Origin of the sequence: Streptococcus sp. NLN64, assembly GCF_015831295.1 — a bacterium.
GTDB lineage: Bacteria > Bacillota > Bacilli > Lactobacillales > Streptococcaceae > Streptococcus.
In genome coordinates this window covers 1-19,245 of the sequence record NZ_JADXDQ010000039.1, presented here as the reverse complement: position 1 = coordinate 19,245, position 19,245 = coordinate 1, and the positions used below count along the sequence as shown (strand labels likewise).

Genomic DNA, 19,245 nt, shown 5'->3' with positions numbered 1-19,245 from the left:
TATCAATCATTCGTCCAGGTCGGACGTTTGAAAGGCGACTGAAAAATCAATCAGTAGTAAGTTTCACCTATAGAGTATCATAATTTTTAAAAAAGGTCACAAAAACCTTTATTTGGCGTGCACAAAAGGACCACATTTGAAAGTCTGATGTAATTATGAGCTTTCAAATGTGGTCTTATTTTAAATTCTAGGTCTTAACTTAATGACATTGAAAATTTAGGAAGCTTTTTTCTTAGCCAAGATAGCGTTGAAGGAATTCACGTGTCCGTTCTTCTTTCGGATTGGTGAAGATGTCCTCTGGACGTCCTTCTTCGGCGATAACGCCTTTATCCATGAAGATGACGCGACTAGATACGTCGCGGGCAAATTCCATTTCGTGGGTTACCACAATCATGGTCAACCCTTCTTGTGCCAAATCTTGCATGATTTTGAGAACTTCGCCGACCATTTCAGGGTCGAGAGCTGAAGTCGGTTCATCAAAGAGGATGGCATCAGGATTCATGGAGAGAGCACGAGCAATAGCGACCCGTTGTTTTTGTCCACCAGAGAGTTGTTTTGGTTTTGCTAACCAATATTGCTCTCCCATGCCAACCTTGTTGAGGTTTTCTTTGGCGATTTTTTCTGCCTCCGAACGTTCACGCTTGAGAACAGTTGTTTGGGCTACAATGGCATTTTCCAAAACGTTTAAATTTTCGAAAAGGTTAAAGTTTTGGAAAACCATCCCGAGTTTTTCACGATAAGTTGTAAGATCGTGCTCATCGGCTAGAACATTTTTTCCATGGTAGAAAATTTCACCTGCACTTGGAGTTTCCAAGAGGTTGATGGAACGGAGGAAGGTGGATTTACCACTACCGGAACTTCCGATGATGGAAATGACCTCCCCTTTATGAACGGTTAAAGAAATGTCTTTTAACACTTCGTTTTGACCATAGGATTTTTTGAGATTTTTGATTTCAAGAATGGTTGTTTGCGTCATTTAATCACCTCCGTTTGCATTTGATTTGCTCCGGTAGTGTAAGTATCGGTATCCAAACGACGTTCTACATAACGCAAGATGCGGGTTACGGTAAAGGTAAGAACGAAGTAGATGATGGCGATTACGGTAAAGGTTTGGAAATACTGGTAGGTTTGAGTTGCAACGGTATTTCCGGCAAAGTAGAGCTCAACTACAGAGATTACGTTCAACACAGAGGTATCTTTGATGTTTACAACGAACTCATTCCCTGTCGCAGGAAGGATGTTGCGGACAACCTGTGGCAATACGACCTTACGCATGGTTTGGCCGTGGCTCATTCCCAAGGCAGTTGCAGCTTCAAATTGTCCTTTATCAACAGCGAAGATCCCACCCCGGACAATTTCACTCATGTAGGCACCAGTATTGATGGAAACGATAAAGATGGCTGCAAGTGTTCGGTCAATATTGATCCCAAAGGCTTGGGCTGTTCCGTAATAGATAACCATGGATTGTACAATCATCGGTGTACCACGGAAGATTTCAATGTAAGCACTGAGGAACCAACCAAAGAGTTTTTGGAAAAAGGCTGGAACTTTTGTCTTCGCTTGAGGGGCTGTCCGGTAGACTCCGATCAAGAGTCCAATACCAGTACCAACTACGGTACCAATAATGGAAATCAAGAGGGTAATTCCAGCTCCGCGTAAGAATTGAGAACCATTATTTTGAACAATGGTTAGCATTTGTTGGAAGAAGTTTGGTGTTTCTTCTTCAGTGTCGCTTTCAAGTGGTTGATGTTTAATCATTTCATCCATCAAAGCCACTTGTTGGTCTGTTGAAATTTCAGTGATAGCTGCATTGACTTCGTCTATGCGAGCATCGTCCTTGCGCATCCCTACAGCAGTCGTAACCTCTTCATCACTGGTTTTAAATCCAGGGTTTAGATTAACCATCTTAAAGATTGAGTTGGCATCTTCTGCTGTGAGGGCTTCTGGGCGCTCAGAGATGTAACCGTCAATAACACCAGCTTCCAAGGCTTGACGCATTTGTGCGAAGTCCCCCATAGCTGTTTCTTTGGATGCACCGTCGATTTGGTCGATTAAATCGTAGAGGTAAACTCCCTGTTGAGATGTGAGTTTTGCTCCTTTGAAATCAGCTAGTGATTTGGCATCGGCATAGTCGGAGTCTTTTCGAACAACAATAACTGGTTGGCTCCGGTAGTAGCTATCTGAGAAGGCAATCTCTTTGCGGCGTTCCTCAGTAGGGCTCATCCCTGCGACGATCAAGTCGATTTTTTTAGAGGTAAGGGCTGGAATCAAACCATTCCAAGTTGTTTTAACAACCAAAGGTTTCTTACCAAGTTTCTCTGCAATTTGTTTGGCGATTTGAACATCATAGCCGTTGGCGTATTGGTTTGTGCCTTCGATTTGTACGGCACCGTTACTGTCGTCGTCCTGTGTCCAGTTAAATGGAGCATAGGCTGCTTCCATCCCGACTCTTAAGTACTCATCTGCTTGGACTGGACTGACCCAGGTAAAAAGCAGTGCGAGTCCCGTGAGTAGGCTTACTACTAACTTTTTCATAGGAACCTCCTTCTAAATTATTTCATTATATAGGAAAAGAGTAGACAAATCAATATAATTTTTTAGTGAAAACGTTTTAAAGTATGGTATGGATGGTCTTTTTAGGGACTAACTTGTCTAGATCAGTCGGAATTTGTGGATTTTTCTGGTCTCTAAAAGAGGCTTGTGGTATAATCAAGTCTGTTATGGAGGACAAAAGGACATGATTGTCATTGAATTACTAAAAGCGATCATTTTTGGAATTGTAGAAGGGATTACGGAGTGGTTGCCAATTTCCAGTACGGGGCACCTGTTGCTTTTGCAGGAATGGCTCCAGTTTAAGAATGTTTCAGCTGACTTTATGGACATGTTTAATGTCGTCATTCAGCTAGGAGCGATTTTAGCAGTTGTCGTTATTTATTTTGGAAAGCTCAACCCTTTCAAACCGGGTAAATCCAAAGAAGAAGTGAGACAAACTTGGTCACTGTGGTCCAAAGTTTTAGTGGCTATTCTACCAGCAATGGTCATCGGGGTTCCTTTGGATTCATGGTTTGAGGCTCACTTTTACAATCCTGTTTCCATTGCTCTGATGTTGATCATCTATGGGGCAGCCTTTATTGTGATTGAGCGCCAAGACTTTGTGAAGCATCCAAGTATTACTCGCTTAGAAGATCTGCCTTATTCAACAGCCTTGAAGATTGGATTTTTCCAAGTCTTAGCACTTTTTCCTGGGACAAGTCGTTCCGGTGCGACCATTGTGGGTGGTTTGTTAAATGGCACCAGTCGGTCTGTGGTGACAGAATTCACTTTCTTTCTAGGGATTCCAGTGATGTTTGGAGCCAGTGCGGTCAAAGTGCTTAAGTTTATCCTGAATGGCAATACTTTAACAGGGGCTGAGGGTCTCTTGTTGGCAGTGGCCATGTTGACAGCCTTCGGAGTCAGTCTGTATGCCATCCGCTTTTTGACAGGTTACGTGAAGCAGAATGATTTCACTATTTTTGGGAAATACCGTATTGTTCTAGGTATTCTCTTGCTAATCTATGCAGGGGTACGTGCCTTTTTGGCTTAAATGCAAAAGAGTGGAGCGAGATTCCGCTCTTTTTTTGAAATCTTAAGGAAAATTCAGTATACTGGAGGATGAGGTATTTAAATGAAAATGAAACAATTAAATGATCGAACTTTAAAGATTTCGATCAGTATGAACGATTTGGAAGAAAGAGGAATGGAGTTGGCGGATTTTTTGGTTCCGCAAGAAAAAACGGAAGATTTCTTTTACACCATTCTAGACGAATTGGATTTACCGGAGAATTTTCTGGATTCGGGAATGCTAAGTTTTCGAGTGACTCCAAAACCAGATCGCTTGGATGTCTTTGTGACCAAGTCTGATGTGGACAAACCCATCAATTTTGAGGATTTCGACTTTGAGGACTTGCCTCAAATGGAGGATTTCCCGGACATGGATCCAGAGCAGTTTATCAAGGCCATGGAAGAGGCGCTAAAGAACTATAGTCAGGATCCACAGTCGGATGAGCTGCTGAGTGAATTGGACACCTTCCGGAAGCAGGTTGAAGCTGATCGAGAGGAAGAAGTGGACGGGGAGCAGGGGCAAGAAAGTGAAGAAAAAAAACCAGCAAATCATTTTTTGTATTATGTTCTGCAATTTTCAGATTTTGCGAAGGTTCGTGCCTATGTAGATTTGGTTGATTATGACTACGATGGTTCCGAGTTGTATAAATATAAGGGCCACTACTATCTGACTGTTTTAGTGAATACGAGCCAGATGCCTGGTAAGTATCCGGTTTATTTGATGGCTCGCATGCGGGAAATGGCGGAAGAGTCTCAGGTAACGAGACCTGTTCTTCAGGAACATGGGACAGTTTTACTTTACGGGAATGCGATTGAAGACTTACAAAGGATTTAGACATGGTACCCTTTGCCCTTTCTTTTATATTAGCTTTGATTGCGACCTTTTTAGGGAGCATCGTGTTGACCCCCTTAGTTCGGCTCTTATCCTTTCGGATTGGGGCGGTGGATTATCCAAATGCAAGGCGGATAAATACCAAGCCCATGCCGACCGCTGGTGGATTGGCAATTTTCCTGTCCTTTGGCTTGGTGAATCTCTTTATTATGCCAGGGATTGTCAAGGTGACAGCTTTTGGGCAGACTTATTTAGAGTATGTTTGGCCAGTTTTACTTGCGGGTGGAGTAGTTGTTCTGACGGGATTGTTGGATGATATTTTAGATTTGAAGCCTGCTCATAAGATGTTGGGGATTCTGACGGCTGCTGTTCTGATTTGGGCCTTGACGGATTTCCGTTTGGACAATTTTAAAATTCCTTTTGGGGGACCCATTTTACATTTTGGTCCGATTTTATCTTTTGTCCTAACATTGATTTGGATTGCAGCTATAACCAATGCGGTCAATCTCCTGGATGGTTTGGATGGCTTGGTAAGCGGCGTGTCCATTATTTCGCTAGGGACCATGGCCATTGTGTCTTATTTTTTCCTACCACAAGATAATCTCTTTTTGACCATGTTGATTTTACTCTTGGTTATGGCAATTGGGGGATTTTTTCCCTATAACTATCATCCGGCGATTATCTTTTTAGGGGATACAGGGGCTCTGTTCTTGGGATTTATGATCTCGGTTTTATCCCTACAAGGTTTGAAGAATGCGACAGCTGTCGCAGTTATTACGCCTATGATCATTTTAGGGGTTCCGATTACAGATACCTTGATGGCCATTATTCGCCGACGTCTGGCGGGGCGAAAGATTTCGGAAGCGGATCGCCACCACTTGCACCATCGTCTATTGAGTCTTGGTTTGACTCATCGAGGGACTGTGCTGGTGATTTATGGGATTACCTTTATCTTTTCTATGATTTCCCTTTTGCTCAATGTATCAAGCCGAATTGGGGGGATTTTGCTTCTATTGGCTTTGGCACTTGGAACCGAATTGTTTGTAGAATTATTAGGAATTTTAGGGCCTGATCGGGCGCCCTTATTGAATACCCTGCGGTTCATTGGAAATTCAGCTTATCGGGAGGAAGTGCGTCGGAGACGGCAAGAAAAGTAGATAAGAATAATTCTAAACACAAAAAAAGCCTCAGAGGCTTTTTTTTGTTATACTTAAACCGTATTACCTAGAAGGAAGGATCAAATCATGTCAGTATTGGAAATTAAAGATCTCCATGTATCCATTGAGGATAAGGAAATTTTAAAGGGAGTTAACTTAACCCTCAAGACGGGTGAAGTTGCGGCTATCATGGGACCAAACGGAACCGGAAAATCAACCTTGTCCGCTGCGATTATGGGGAACCCTAACTATGAAGTTACCCAAGGGGAAGTTCTGTTGGATGGGGTTAACATTTTGGAATTGGAAGTAGACGAACGGGCACGAATGGGGCTCTTCTTAGCGATGCAGTATCCTAGTGAAATCCCAGGCATCACCAATGCAGAGTTTATTCGTGCAGCCATGAACTCAGGCAAGGAGGAAGAGGACAAGATTTCTGTTCGTGATTTTATCACGAAATTGGATGAGAAAATGGCCCTTCTTAACATGAAAGAAGAAATGGCAGAGCGCTACCTTAACGAAGGATTCTCAGGTGGTGAGAAAAAACGCAATGAAATTTTACAACTCTTAATGTTGGAACCAACCTTTGCTCTTCTAGACGAAATTGACTCTGGTTTGGATATTGATGCCCTTAAGGTTGTTTCTAAAGGGGTTAATGCGATGCGGGGAGAAGGCTTTGGTGCCATGATTATTACTCACTACCAGCGTTTGCTGAACTACATTCAACCAGATGCCGTGCATGTCATGATGGACGGAAAAGTGGTTCTCTCTGGTGGTCCTGAGTTGGCAGCCCGCTTGGAAAAAGAAGGTTATGCGAAAATTGCAGAAGAACTCGGGTTTGCATACGAGGAAGAAGTATAAGCCTAGGCTGAGGAGGAAACGATGACGAAAGAAAGCATTTTGGCTTTTTCGCAAGCCCAGGCAGAGCCAGTATGGTTACAAGACTTGCGCTTGAAAGCTTTTGATAAAATCCAAGAACTGGACTTGCCCAGAATTGAGCGGGTCAAGTTTCATCGTTGGAATTTGGGAGATGGTCGGCTTGAGCTGAGTGAGGCTAGTGGGAATGTTCCTGCCTTTGCGGACCTCAGCAGTAATCCCAAGTTGGTGCAAGTAGGGACTCAAACAGTCTTAGAACAATTGTCTCCTGAATTGATGGAGCAAGGTGTTATTTTTACGGACTTGGCAACAGCCCTAGAAGAAATTCCAGAAGTTGTGGAAGAACATTTTATGTCTGCCCTATCCTACGATGCAGACAGACTTGCGGCTTATCACACAGCCTATTTTAACAGTGCAGCTATTTTGTATGTTCCAGATAATGTAGAGATTGCTCAACCCTTAGAAGGAATTTTTTACCAGGAAAGTGATTCAAGCGTTCCCTTCAATAAGCACATCTTAGTGATTGCAGGTCGCAATAGTAAGTTTTCTTACTTGGAACGCTTGGAAACCTTGGGTGAAGGTCAAGAAAAAGTTACAGCCAATATTACGGTTGAAGTGATTGCTCAGGCAGGGGCTCACGTTAAATTCTCTGCCATTGACCGCCTTGGTAAGAACCTGACCACCTACCTGACCCGTAGAGGCCGGATTGGCAATGATGCCACCATTGACTGGGCTCTCGGTGTGATGAACGAGGGAAATGTAGTGGCTGCTTTTGATGCCGACTTAATTGGACGCGGAAGCCATGCGGATATGAAAGTGGTCGCTCTCTCATCTGGCAAACAAGTTCAAGGAATTGACAGCCGGATAACCAACCATGGTGCCAACTCAGTTGGAAATATCTTCCAACACGGCGTTATCTTGGAAAAAGCAACCTTGACCTTTAATGGAATTGGTCACATTATTCGTGGTGCCAAAGGGGCAGATGCCCAACAAGAAAGCCGCGTTTTGATGTTGTCAGATCAGGCTCGGTCAGATGCAAACCCAATTCTGTTAATTGATGAGAATGAAGTAACAGCCGGCCACGCAGCTTCTATTGGTCAGGTAGACCCAGAGGACCTTTATTACCTTATGAGTCGAGGATTGGACCGAGCAACTGCGGAACGCTTAGTCGTTCGTGGCTTCTTGGGGGCCGTTATTGTAGAAATCCCTGTTAAAGAAGTTCGAGACGACATGATCCAAGTGATTGAAGATAAGTTAAGTAAAAGATAAACAAGAGGAGTAGCCATGCAGCCAATCGACGGTCGGCAGATTCAAAAAGACTTTCCCATTCTCGACCAGCAGGTCCATGATGAGGACCTCGTCTACTTGGATAGTGCAGCAACGAGCCAAAAGCCCTGTGCTGTAATCGAGGCCATGGATCGCTATTATCAGGAAATTAACGCGAACGTTCACCGTGGTGTTCATAGTTTAGGGGAGTCTGCGACCCAAGCCTATGAAGAAGCGCGACGAAAAGTCGCGTCCTTTATCGGAGCCGCTTCTGAAAGAGAAGTTATCTTTACTCGGGGAACAACGACAGGTCTCAACCATCTAGCTCGGATGTTAGAACCCCAATTGTTCCCTGGAGATGAGGTTCTGATTTCGATCATGGAACACCATTCCAATATTGTTCCTTGGCAACAGGTTTGTCAACGAACAGGAGCCAAATTGGTTTATGTCTATCTCAAAGATGGTCGTCTGGATTTGGATGATGTTAAGGCTAAATTGAATCCAGCCACACAGGTAGTTTCTTTGGCCCATGTCTCCAATGTGCTAGGGATTGAAAATCCGATTGCAGAGATTGCTGACTGGGTTCACGATGTGGGGGCTTACCTAGTGGTAGATGGAGCTCAGTCTGTGCCGCACCTTCCTGTTGATGTTCAGCAATTAGAGGTCGATTTTCTAGTCTTTTCCGGTCATAAGATGATGGGGCCAACCGGGATTGGGGTTCTTTATGGTAAAGAATCTCATTTGAAGGAGTTGGAACCGGTAGAATTTGGCGGCGAGATGATTGACTTTGTTTTTGAACAAGAGTCAACCTGGACGGATCTACCTTGGAAATTGGAGGCTGGAACACCTCCAATTGCGGAAGCGATTGGTTTGGGAGCTGCTGTTGATTATCTAAATGATTTAGGGATGGACCGACTTGCGGCTCAGGATAAGGATTTACTAGCCTATCTTTGGCGAGGCCTGCAGTCTGTTGAGGGGGTGGAAATCTATGGACCTCCTTCTTTGGAAGGGAGAACGGGTTTGATTTCCTTCAACCTTGAGGGGTTGCATCCGCATGATGTAGCGACTGCCTTGGATTATGAAGGGGTCGCTGTAAGAGCGGGGCATCATTGTGCCCAGCCTCTGCTGTCCTATTTAGGAGTTGGTGCTACGCTGCGGGCTAGTCTCTATGCATACAATACCAAGGAAGATTGCGATCGCCTTGTCCAGGCTTTGGAGAAAACAAAGGAGTTTTTTAATGGCACTTTCTAAATTGGACAGTCTCTATCGAACGCTAGTGGCAGAGCATTCCAGACATCCCCATCACCAGGGGACTTTGTCCGGAGTGGAGCCGATTCATTTGAACAACCCGACCTGTGGCGATGTGATTCAACTCTTTTTGCTCAAGGATGAGGAAGGTCGAATTCGAGATATTTCCTTTATCAATTCGGGTTGTAGCATTTCGACAGCCTCTGCCTCCATGATGACGGACCTTGTGATTGGAAAAAAAGAAGAAGAGGTTAGGGCGCTTGCCCAGGGTTTCTCTGATCTAGTACAAGGGCTAGAATTGTCCTCGACCGACCAGCTCGGTGACGCAGCCTTTTTGTCTGGGGTTGCACAGTTCCCGCAGCGGATTAAATGTGCCACTCTTGCATGGAATGCTTTGAAAAAAGCAATGGAAGTAAATGAAACGAAAGGAAAATAATGGCTGAAAATGAACGCGTAGAACCCAAGCCAATTGATTTGGGGGAATATAAATTTGGTTTTCATGACGATGTTGATCCCATTCTCTCGACTGGTAAAGGGTTGAGCGAGGATGTTATTCGTGAATTGTCAGCGGCAAAGAATGAACCTCAGTGGATGTTGGATTTTCGTCTTAAATCCTATGAGACGTTTAAGAAGATGGAATTGGAGACTTGGGGTGCTGATTTGACCCAGATTAACTTTGATGACATCATCTACTACCAAAAACCGTCAGATAAACCAGCTCGCTCTTGGGATGACGTTCCAGAAAAAATTAAAGAAACCTTTGAACGAATCGGGATTCCGGAAGCTGAACGCGCATATCTTGCGGGAGCTTCTGCCCAGTATGAATCAGAAGTGGTTTACCACAATATGAAGGAGGAGTTTGAAAAGCTAGGGATTGTCTTTACCGATACAGACTCTGCCTTGAAAGAATATCCAGACCTTTTCAAGCAATATTTTGCCAAACTTGTTCCACCAACAGACAATAAATTAGCTGCCTTGAATAGTGCAGTATGGTCAGGTGGAACCTTTATCTATGTGCCTAAAGGGGTTAAAGTGGATATTCCGCTCCAAACCTATTTCCGGATTAACAATGAAAACACAGGTCAGTTTGAGCGAACCTTGATTATTGTGGATGAGGGGGCCAGTGTGCACTATGTTGAAGGCTGTACAGCTCCAACCTATTCTAGCAATAGTCTGCACGCAGCCATCGTAGAAATCTTCTCGTTGGAAGGAGCCTACGTCCGTTACACGACGATTCAAAACTGGTCGGACAATGTCTACAACTTGGTAACCAAGCGAGCGAAAGCTCTGAAAAATGCGACCGTTGAATGGATTGATGGGAATATCGGGGCTAAAACGACCATGAAGTACCCATCTGTTTACCTTGATGGCGAAGGTGCGCGTGGAACCATGCTGTCTATCGCCTTTGCCAACCAAGGGCAAGTGCAGGATACTGGTGCTAAGATGATCCACAATGCCCCTCACACGAGCTCATCCATCGTTTCGAAGTCTATTGCGAAGAGTGGCGGCGAAGTAAACTATCGAGGTCAAGTGACCTTTGCCCGTAATTCTAAGAAATCCGTCAGTCATATTGAGTGTGATACCATTATCATGGATGACCAGTCTAAATCAGATACCATTCCATTTAATGAAATCCACAACTCACAAGTGGCTTTGGAACACGAAGCCAAGGTTTCTAAAATCTCAGAAGAGCAACTCTATTACCTCATGAGTCGTGGTTTGTCTGAACAAGAGGCAACAGAGATGATTGTCATGGGATTTGTAGAACCATTTACAAAAGAACTTCCAATGGAATACGCTGTCGAACTCAATCGTTTGATTAGCTATGAAATGGAAGGTAGTGTCGGATAAGTCAAAAAAACCAGCAATTGCTGGTTTTTTTGACTTATCCGACACTAATTTCAAAATCAGAATACACGCAGAAATTCCAAAGAATGACGAGGATAGCTGATGATGATAGTGCAATAGGTCTGGGAGACCTGTTGTATTTTATCAAGGAAGTGTGCAAGGCACGCAATCAATAAGTTCATCAAAGAGGTTTGACAAAGTCAGATTTTGAAATTCAATGAGTATTAGAGTTTTTCGTTTACGAAAAGGACAAAGTCGTTCCAGAGGACTTTGAAGAAGTTGCTTTTGGCAACATCTTCCTTGCTGACCATGGCGAATTTTGGTTCCTGTCCTTGGATATAACCTTTACCGATAAGTTCAGGATCTTTATAGGTCAAGTTGCCGATAAACTCTCCCTTTTGGATTGGGGCTTGATACCCGTTGGGGTCTGTCTCCCATTTGATATCTAGGTCCCCTGTGTAATCCCCACGTTGGATGAGGATGGCATCGGTTTTGGCAACAGCTGCGATAGGTGATTTTTTACCATCTTTAATAACAGCAGTTGAATCTTCATATTGTTCGCCTTCAGCGGCGAGTACATTGGCGAAAAAAGTGCGCGTGATGTAGTTTAGGAGTGAGATTGTCGCGTTGTAACGGGCATTTGGATCTTGGTCAGGGTTATCAACGCTAAGAGCGATACTGACTAGGCGCATTCCGCGCTCAGTGGTTGTGACAATGATGGAATCACCGTACTCAGCAGAAGTACCCGTTTTTAATCCATCCACGCCATTGCGGAAGCGGGGCATGTTGGGGATAAGCTGATTGGTGGCATAAATGGTATCTTTCCCGAATTTAGCTTGGTTTTTCTCGGTAATTTCGGTGATTTCAGGATGGTCTTTCAGAAGATGATAAACCATGACTCCAAGAGCATTGGCAGACATGAGATTCTCTTGGTTTTTACCACCATCCACAGTATTCAAGGCGCTTTCGTTTAAGCCGGATGAATTGTAGAGTTTGTAGTCACGGATCCCTAAGCTGTCTAGCTTGTCTTCCATCCGTTTGACAAAATCCTTTTCTTTCCCAGCAATTTCTTCGGCAAGGGCGATGGCTGCCGAATTGGCTGAGGAAAGCAACATGGCATGGAGTAATTCTTCAACCGTGTATTTTCGATCTTCCATAGGGACATTTGAGGTCGAAGAATCTACAGTTAGCTGGTAGGCGAAATCCTCGATTGGAACTTTTGTATCCATGTTGATTTCTCCGGCCTCAACTGCATCTAGGACTACATAGGTTGTCAGCAGTTTGGAGATGGAGGCAATACCGATTAATTCATCAGGATTTTTTTCGAATAAAATTTTTCCGGTGTTTTGTTCAAAAACCAGGGCACTTTTGGCGGTTGTTTTAAAGTCATCTGCAGCTGTAACAGTTATACTAGGAAGCAGGGATGACAGTAATATTATGGTGACCAGAATAAACTGGATAAGTCGTTTCATAGGATTCCTCTTTCAGATACTAATTACTCTATTTTATCATAGTTCTAAAAAGAGACCTAGAATTTTGAGAGGAAAAAAATACATAATAGTCAGAAAATTCATTTACTTTTTAAAAGGACTGTGGTAGAATAAGGACATTACATTGATGGAAAAGGAGTTCTGTAATGAAAAAGAGTAAATTATTCGCATTATTAGGAGTAAGCTTGCTATCAGTTGGCGTGCTTGCTGCTTGCTCAAGTTCGAGTGGGGGGAATTCTTCCACGTATTCTTATATTTATCAAACAGATCCAGATAATTTAAATTATTTGATCACTGGGAAGCAGGCTACATCGAGTATTACTTCAAATGTCATTGATGGGTTAATGGAGAATGATCCATACGGAAACTATGTACCATCCGTTGCAGAAGATTGGACAGTATCTCAAGATGGACTGACTTACACTTATAAACTTAGGGAGGGTGTTAAGTGGTACACCTCTGAGGGTGAAGAATATGCTGATGTAAAAGCACAAGATTTTGTGACTGGGTTGAAATATGCAGCAGAAAATGAAGCCGAGGCATTATATGTTGTTGAAGATTCAATCAAAGGTCTAAGAGACTATGTTGAAGGAAAAGAAAAAGATTTTAGCAAGGTTGGTATTAAAGCCGTAGACGATTATACCCTAGAATACACGTTGAACCGCCCTGAATCTTATTGGAATTCCAAAACAACCTATGGAATCCTTTATCCTGTTAATGAGGAATTCTTGACTTCACAGGGAGATAATTTTGCCAAAACTGGTGATCCAACAAGTCTTCTCTACAATGGACCTTTCCTTCTGAAATCAATGACAGCTAAGTCTGAGATTCAGATGGCTAAAAATGAAGGTTATTGGGATAAAGATAACGTACATTTTGACACAATAAAATTAACTTATAATGATGGATCAGACTTGGATATGACAATTTCAGGTTTTGATAAGAATATTTTTGTAAAAGCCGGTCTTAATCCAAATGCCCCATCTTATAAGAAAATGTCTGAAAAATACGAAGATAACATTGTTCAACCTCCACAAGATGCAACAACCTATCTTCTAGGTATGAATATCGACCGCCAATCTTATAAGTATACAGCCAAGGAGACGGATGCTCAGAAAGAATCGACAAAGAAAGCTCTTCTTAATAAAGACTTCCGTCAAGCTTTAACCTTTGCCTTTGACCGCTCAGCATACACGGCACAGTTAGTTGGTGAAGAGAGTGCGGATTCAATTCTTCGCAATCTATTTATTCCACCAGGATTCGTATCAGCAGATGGTAAAGAATTTGGAGACATGGTAAAAGAACAACTAGCTGATAAAGAGGAGTGGAAAGATGTGGATCTTTCTGATGCTCAAAACGGCTTGTATAATCCAGAAAAAGCTAAGGCTGAATTTGCCAAAGCGAAACAAGCTTTGGAAGCTGATGGTGTTACTTTCCCTATTCGTTTAGACCTACCAGTTGATCAAACGGCTACTACTTCAGTGAAAAGAGCACAATCGATTAAACAATCCTTAGAAGAAAATCTTGGCAAAGAAAACGTGGTTGTTGATCTACACCAGATGACTGCAGATGAGGTTAATAATATTACGTATTTTGCGGAAAATGCGTCACAAACAGATTGGGATATCTCTAATAAAGTTGGTTGGGGGCCAGATTTCCAAGATCCGTCTACTTATTTAGACATTATTCGTCCATCTGTTGGTGAATCAACTAAGACTTATCTTGGTTTTGATCCAGGTGCTGATGTCGAAAGTGCAAAAGCAGTTGGCTTGTATGAGTATGAGAATTTAGTCAACGAGGCGGCTAAAGAAACTCAAGATACAAAAGCTCGTTATGAGAAGTACGCAGCTGCACAAGCATGGCTGACGGATAGTGCATTGATTGTTCCAATTGAATCTAAGGGTGGAGGCACAAGTGTCACACGATTAAAACCGTTCACAGAGCCATTTGCGTGGTCAGGTAATAAGGGTGACTATGGTGTTATCTTTAAATACCTTGAACCAAATGATGGTAATGTAACGACTGAAGATTACAATAAAGCTCGTGAAGAGTGGAACAAAAAACGTGAAGAAGCTGCTAAGAAGGCAGATGAAGAAATGAAAAACCATGTGAAATAAAGATTACAAGGACTTTCTCCGAAGTGAGAAAGTTCTTTTGAGATAATAAGGAAAAAGCGATGAAAAAATACATCCTGATGCGTATTTTACGCTCGTTGGTTTCCATTTTTTTGGTAACCACCCTGATTTACACTATTGTTTATACATTAGTGCCTAGGAACCTCATTTTTAAACAGGATCCGCAGTACAATAAAATTGCGAAGACTCCGGACTCTAAAGCGGATTATGAACACACCGTTTTTGAAAGAATGGGTTATGAAGAGTATTACTCTAGCAAAGAACTTCAAGAAAAAGCATCGTCTCTTGATAAATCAGTGACCGTTGAAGGTACAGATGCAAATCGTAAGGTATACAAGGAATACTTGGATGGTTTAAGCGGAAACTGGGAACTAGAACAAATGCCTGAAAGTAAGCAATTTTATGCGGTTCGGCAGGTTCCTATTTATGAACGTGTGTTTGATTTTTATGCAAATCTGATTCAAATTGACCACCCTTGGAAAATTCAAGATGCAGAGAATCCAGATTTGGAACGCTACATTCGCATTGAAAATGATCCTGCAATCGGTTGGTCAGTAGTTGGATCCGGAACTCAGCACAAATATTTATTGTATTTTAATGGAGTTTTTCCATTTGTCCATCAAAACTTCTTGACTTTGAATCTTGGGAATTCTTATCCAACTTTTTCTGGCCAGTCAGTTTTAGAGGTGATTACCCAAGGACAGGGACAAACAGAATCGGCGGAAACTTCTTTCCCAACTGGTAAAAAGATGTCCTCAGTGAATATTTATAGTCGTTCTTATAAAAATCCAGCAAAGATGGATGAGCGTGACATTCGAAACTTTGGAGAGGGAGATAACTATAGTGCGACTAAGAGTAACTACACTGATCCATCCATGATTGTTAACTCTTCTATTATTGGTATTATTGGAGTCATTATTTCATACGGATTGGCGATTCCAATTGGTTCAGTATTAGCACGCTATAAAAATAGTACTTTGGATTCTGTTTCAACAGCAACTTTGACCTTTTTACTTGCACTTCCAACTATTGCCTTGGTGTATTTGGTTCGATTGTTAGGTTCTTTTATCGGTCTTCCAGACTCTTTCCCAACTTTAGGAGCAGGCGATTGGCGTTCTTATGTGCTTCCTGCAGTAATTCTTGGTCTCTTGAGTACTCCAAGTTTGACTATTTGGATTCGCCGGTACATGATTGATCAACAGTCTAGTGATTATGTACGTTTTGCTCGTGCGAAAGGTTTATCAGAGAAGGAAATTATGCAGAAGCATATTTTTAAGAATGCTATGGTTCCAATTGTCGCAGGTATCCCTTCAGCTATTATTCTAGTAATTATCGGTGCTACTTTAACGGAGTCTGTGTTTGCCTTTCCAGGAATGGGGAAAATGTTGATTGATTCTGTCCGTGCTGCCAACAATACAATGGTGGTTGGCTTAACTTTCATCTTTACAAGTCTTTCCATCTTGGCGAACTTACTTGGTGACTTGCTGATGACTGTCTTGGATCCACGAATTAAGCTATCTTCAAAAGGAGGTAAATAATGGCACAGTTAGATTCTTCAAAATTTGAATTTGTCAAACGTGATGATTTTGCCTCTGAATCAATAGATGCACCAGCATATTCTTATTGGAAGTCAGTTTTTAGAGAATTTCTGAAGCGTAGGATGACGCTTGTTATGTTAGTTGTTTTAGCTAGCATCGTTTTGATGAGTTTTATTTATCCTATTATTTCAGATTATGACCCTAATGATGTTTCTAATGTAAACAACTTTGCTTTACGCTATATTGCTCCTAATGCTGAGTATTGGTTTGGAACCGATGCTAATGGCCATTCTCTTTTTGACGCTGTCTGGTTTGGAGCACGAAATTCTATTTTGATTGCAGTTATTGCCACAGTAATTACGATGGTGATTGGAGTTTTTGTTGGTGGAATCTGGGGTGTGTCTAAGTCAGTAGACCGTGTTATGATTGAGGTATATAACATTATTTCTAATATTCCTCAATTGTTGATTGTTATTGTTTTGACCTACTCACTTGGTTCTGGCTTTTGGAATTTGATTTTTGCTATGACTGTAACGTCATGGGTTAGTGTAGCTTACACTATACGGGTACAAATTTTACGCTACCGTGATTTGGAATATAATTTAGCAAGTCGAACTCTTGGGACACCATCACGTAAGATAATTGTCCGTAACCTTTTACCACAGTTGGTATCGGTTATTGTAACTATGGCTGCAGCTCAGTTACCTTCCTACATTTCTTATGAGGCTTTCCTATCTTTCTTTGGAATCGGTTTGCCAGCAACAGTGCCAAGTTTAGGCCGGTTAATATCAACCTATTCTCAAAATGTTACTACTAATGCTTACCTCTTTTGGATTCCATTGACCGTGTTGATTTTAGTTTCATTGTCTTTCTACATTGTGGGACAGAATTTGGCGGATGCAAGTGATCCAAGAACTCATAGATAGGAGCGATTATGTCAGAAAAAAATATTATTTTAAATGCTCAGGATGTAGTCGTTGAGTTTAAGGTCCGTGATCGGATCTTGACCGCCATCCGGGGTGTATCTTTAGAGTTACTTGAAGGTGACGTTTTAGCATTAGTTGGTGAATCTGGAAGTGGTAAATCTGTTTTAACTAAAACATTTACAGGTATGCTGGAAGATAATGGTCGTCTTGCCCAAGGCTCTATTGAATATAGAGGGCAGGATTTGACCAAACTGAAAACAAATCAAGAATGGGCGGAAATTCGAGGCAAAAAGATTGCGACAATTTTTCAAGATCCGATGACTAGTCTTGATCCGATTAAAACGATCGGTAGTCAAATTACAGAAGTTATTATTAAGCATCAAAGGAAGGATGCAAAAGAAGCTAAGGAAATGGCGATTGACTACATGGATAAAGTTGGCATCCCGGATCCAGAAAGACGTTTTTCGGAGTATCCTTTCCAATACTCCGGAGGAATGCGTCAACGGATTGTGATTGCAATTGCCCTAGCATGTAAACCAGATATCCTCATCTGTGATGAGCCTACCACAGCTTTAGACGTAACCATACAGGCCCAAATCATAGATTTGTTAAAAGACTTAAAAAATGAATACGGATTTACGATTATCTTTATTACCCATGATTTAGGTGTGGTGGCAAGTATAGCTGATAAAGTAGCTGTCATGTATGCAGGAGAGATTATCGAATATGGAACCGTGGAAGAGATTTTCTACGATCCTAGACATCCTTACACATGGAGTTTGCTTTCTAGTCTACCCCAGTTAGCTGGTGAAGATGGAGAACTCTTCTCAATTCCAGGTACGCCGCCATCTCTTTACACTGAGATTAAAGGTGACTCGTTCGCACTTCGTTCTGACTATGCTATGGCAATTGATTTTGAAGAAAAAGCCCCGACATTTTACGTTTCTGAGACCCATTGGGCTAAAACCTGGCTTTTGCATGAAATGGCACCTCGTGTGGAAAAGCCAGAGGTTATTCAAAATTTGCATGAAAAGATTCGAGAAAAAATGACTTTTGCTGATTTTATGGAAGGAGATAGCTAATTGACTGATAAACTTATTGAAGTGAAAGATTTAGAGATTTCCTTTGGAGAAGGAAGCAAAAAATTTGTAGCTGTGCAAAATGCTAACTTTTTCATTAACAGAGGAGAAACTTTCTCACTAGTGGGAGAGTCAGGTAGTGGGAAAACAACGATAGGGCGTGCCATTATTGGTTTAAATGAGACAAGTGGTGGTGATATCTTCTTTGACGGTAAGCGAATTAATGGGAAAAAGACCAGTGAAGAAGAAAAAGAATTGATTCGTAAAATTCAAATGATTTTCCAAGACCCAGCTGCGAGTTTGAATGAGCGTGCAACCGTGGACTATATCATTTCGGAGGGGTTATACAATTTCAATTTATTTGAAAATGAAGAAGATAGGCAGCGTAAAGTTCGTGAAATGGTAGAGTCTGTAGGTCTTCTTGCAGAGCATTTGACTCGCTATCCACACGAATTTTCTGGTGGACAAAGACAGCGGATTGGTATTGCACGGGCTCTAGTAATGCAGCCAGATTTTGTAATCGCAGATGAACCAATATCAGCTCTAGATGTATCGGTTCGGGCACAGGTTCTTAATCTATTAAAGAAATTCCAGCGTGAACTAGGTCTAACCTATCTATTTATTGCCCACGATCTATCAGTTGTTCGATTCATTTCAGACCGAATTGCAGTTATTTATAAAGGTGTTATTGTTGAAGTAGCTGAAACTGAGGAACTATTTAGTTGCCCGCTTCATCCCTATACACAATCATTGCTATCTGCAGTTCCAATCCCAGATCCACTTCTAGAACGCAAGAAAGTTCTTAAAGTTTATGATCCCTCTATACATGATTATTCGGAAGATAAACCAAAAATGGAAGAAATCACTCCTGGTCACTTTGTATGGGGAAATGAGAAAGAACTGCAGAGCTATCGTAATCAAGTGAATTAAGAGCATTCAGTGGGGATGCTCTTTTTTATTAAAAAAATGAAACTTTCCCCTTGCCAAGACCATCATCATGTTGTATACTAATAAAGTCCTGAAGGGAGAGTTCCTTAAACGGGACGCAATCAGTAGAATAGTTCGGCTCAAACGAACGAAAACAAAAAAACTTCAAAAAAGTTAAACAAAAGTGTTGACAAGCCGTTGAAGTTTTGATAAACTGATTAAGTTGTCTCATGAGAGACATGACCTTTGAAAACTGAACAAGACGAATACCAATGTGTGGGTAGTAGGAATACTACCTGTCAATAATAAATTCGAAGCTAAATCAA

16 protein-coding genes are annotated in these 19,245 nt (G+C 41.9%); 13 read left to right on the top strand and 3 right to left on the bottom strand.

Annotation, left to right across the window (positions count from 1 at the left end; all coding sequences use genetic code 11):
- Window positions 1-232: 232 nt before the first annotated feature.
- Both I2503_RS06685 and I2503_RS06680 read right to left on the bottom strand, forming a co-directional pair.
- Window positions 233-976 carry an amino acid ABC transporter ATP-binding protein gene (locus I2503_RS06685; protein WP_179925887.1) on the bottom strand — a complete coding sequence of 248 codons (744 nt, stop codon included), beginning with the start codon at window positions 974-976 and terminating at the stop codon, window positions 233-235.
- Window positions 973-2,535, bottom strand: a complete 1,563-nt coding sequence (locus I2503_RS06680) for an ABC transporter substrate-binding protein/permease (protein ID WP_196967428.1) — start codon at window positions 2,533-2,535, stop codon at window positions 973-975. The genes I2503_RS06685 and I2503_RS06680 overlap by 4 nt, the downstream gene beginning before the upstream one ends.
- A gap of 202 nt (window positions 2,536-2,737) precedes the next feature.
- Between I2503_RS06680 and I2503_RS06675 the strand changes: the two genes are divergently transcribed.
- The 8 genes from I2503_RS06675 to sufB all read left to right on the top strand — a co-directional run bounded on the left by I2503_RS06675 (window position 2,738) and on the right by sufB (window position 10,827).
- Window positions 2,738-3,583 carry an undecaprenyl-diphosphate phosphatase gene (locus tag I2503_RS06675; RefSeq protein WP_196967427.1) on the top strand — a complete coding sequence of 282 codons (846 nt, stop codon included), beginning with the start codon at window positions 2,738-2,740 and terminating at the stop codon, window positions 3,581-3,583.
- A gap of 81 nt (window positions 3,584-3,664) precedes the next feature.
- Window positions 3,665-4,435, top strand: coding sequence for an adaptor protein MecA (locus tag I2503_RS06670; RefSeq protein WP_196967426.1), 771 nt, complete (start codon window positions 3,665-3,667; stop codon window positions 4,433-4,435).
- Window positions 4,436-4,437: 2 nt separating this feature from the next.
- Window positions 4,438-5,589 carry an MraY family glycosyltransferase gene (locus I2503_RS06665; RefSeq protein ID WP_196967425.1) on the top strand — a complete coding sequence of 384 codons (1,152 nt, stop codon included), beginning with the start codon at window positions 4,438-4,440 and terminating at the stop codon, window positions 5,587-5,589.
- An 87-nt stretch (window positions 5,590-5,676) separates the two neighbouring features.
- A complete protein-coding gene (gene sufC, locus I2503_RS06660; protein WP_196967424.1) occupies window positions 5,677-6,447 on the top strand; it encodes a Fe-S cluster assembly ATPase SufC in 771 nt (256 codons plus the stop codon).
- A 21-nt stretch (window positions 6,448-6,468) separates the two neighbouring features.
- Window positions 6,469-7,731, top strand: coding sequence for a Fe-S cluster assembly protein SufD (gene sufD, locus I2503_RS06655; RefSeq protein WP_196967423.1), 1,263 nt, complete (start codon window positions 6,469-6,471; stop codon window positions 7,729-7,731).
- A 15-nt stretch (window positions 7,732-7,746) separates the two neighbouring features.
- On the top strand, window positions 7,747-8,979 hold the full coding sequence (locus tag I2503_RS06650) for a cysteine desulfurase (RefSeq protein ID WP_210766816.1): 1,233 nt from the start codon (window positions 7,747-7,749) through the stop codon (window positions 8,977-8,979).
- Window positions 8,966-9,412: a Fe-S cluster assembly sulfur transfer protein SufU gene (gene sufU / locus I2503_RS06645; protein WP_196967422.1), complete on the top strand. Its 447-nt coding sequence runs from the start codon at window positions 8,966-8,968 to the stop codon at window positions 9,410-9,412. The genes I2503_RS06650 and sufU overlap by 14 nt, the downstream gene beginning before the upstream one ends.
- Entirely contained in the window at window positions 9,412-10,827 is a 1,416-nt protein-coding gene (sufB, locus tag I2503_RS06640; protein ID WP_196967421.1) for a Fe-S cluster assembly protein SufB, read from the top strand. Before sufU ends, sufB begins: the two co-directional genes overlap by 1 nt.
- A gap of 221 nt (window positions 10,828-11,048) precedes the next feature.
- Here the strand turns inward: sufB and I2503_RS06635 are convergent, their stop codons facing one another.
- Window positions 11,049-12,296 (bottom strand): serine hydrolase, encoded by a 1,248-nt coding sequence (locus tag I2503_RS06635; RefSeq protein WP_196091667.1) that lies wholly within the window; start codon window positions 12,294-12,296, stop codon window positions 11,049-11,051.
- A 164-nt stretch (window positions 12,297-12,460) separates the two neighbouring features.
- Between I2503_RS06635 and I2503_RS06630 the strand changes: the two genes are divergently transcribed.
- Genes I2503_RS06630 through I2503_RS06610 form a run of 5 tightly spaced genes read left to right on the top strand, consistent with a single transcriptional unit; the run spans window position 12,461 to window position 18,922 of the window.
- Window positions 12,461-14,431 (top strand): peptide ABC transporter substrate-binding protein, encoded by a 1,971-nt coding sequence (locus I2503_RS06630; protein WP_196091666.1) that lies wholly within the window; start codon window positions 12,461-12,463, stop codon window positions 14,429-14,431.
- Between the two features lie 59 nt (window positions 14,432-14,490).
- On the top strand, window positions 14,491-15,987 hold the full coding sequence (locus I2503_RS06625) for an ABC transporter permease (RefSeq protein WP_196967420.1): 1,497 nt from the start codon (window positions 14,491-14,493) through the stop codon (window positions 15,985-15,987).
- Complete coding sequence (oppC, locus tag I2503_RS06620) at window positions 15,987-16,913, top strand: oligopeptide ABC transporter permease OppC (protein ID WP_196091664.1); 927 nt, start codon at window positions 15,987-15,989, stop codon at window positions 16,911-16,913. The genes I2503_RS06625 and oppC overlap by 1 nt, the downstream gene beginning before the upstream one ends.
- 5 nt (window positions 16,914-16,918) lie before the next feature.
- Complete coding sequence (locus tag I2503_RS06615) at window positions 16,919-17,995, top strand: ABC transporter ATP-binding protein (protein WP_196967429.1); 1,077 nt, start codon at window positions 16,919-16,921, stop codon at window positions 17,993-17,995.
- The gene (locus tag I2503_RS06610) at window positions 17,996-18,922 is read left to right on the top strand and encodes an ATP-binding cassette domain-containing protein (RefSeq protein WP_196967419.1); all 927 of its coding nucleotides are present in this window, start codon (window positions 17,996-17,998) and stop codon (window positions 18,920-18,922) included.
- The last annotated feature ends 323 nt before the right edge of the window (window positions 18,923-19,245 follow it).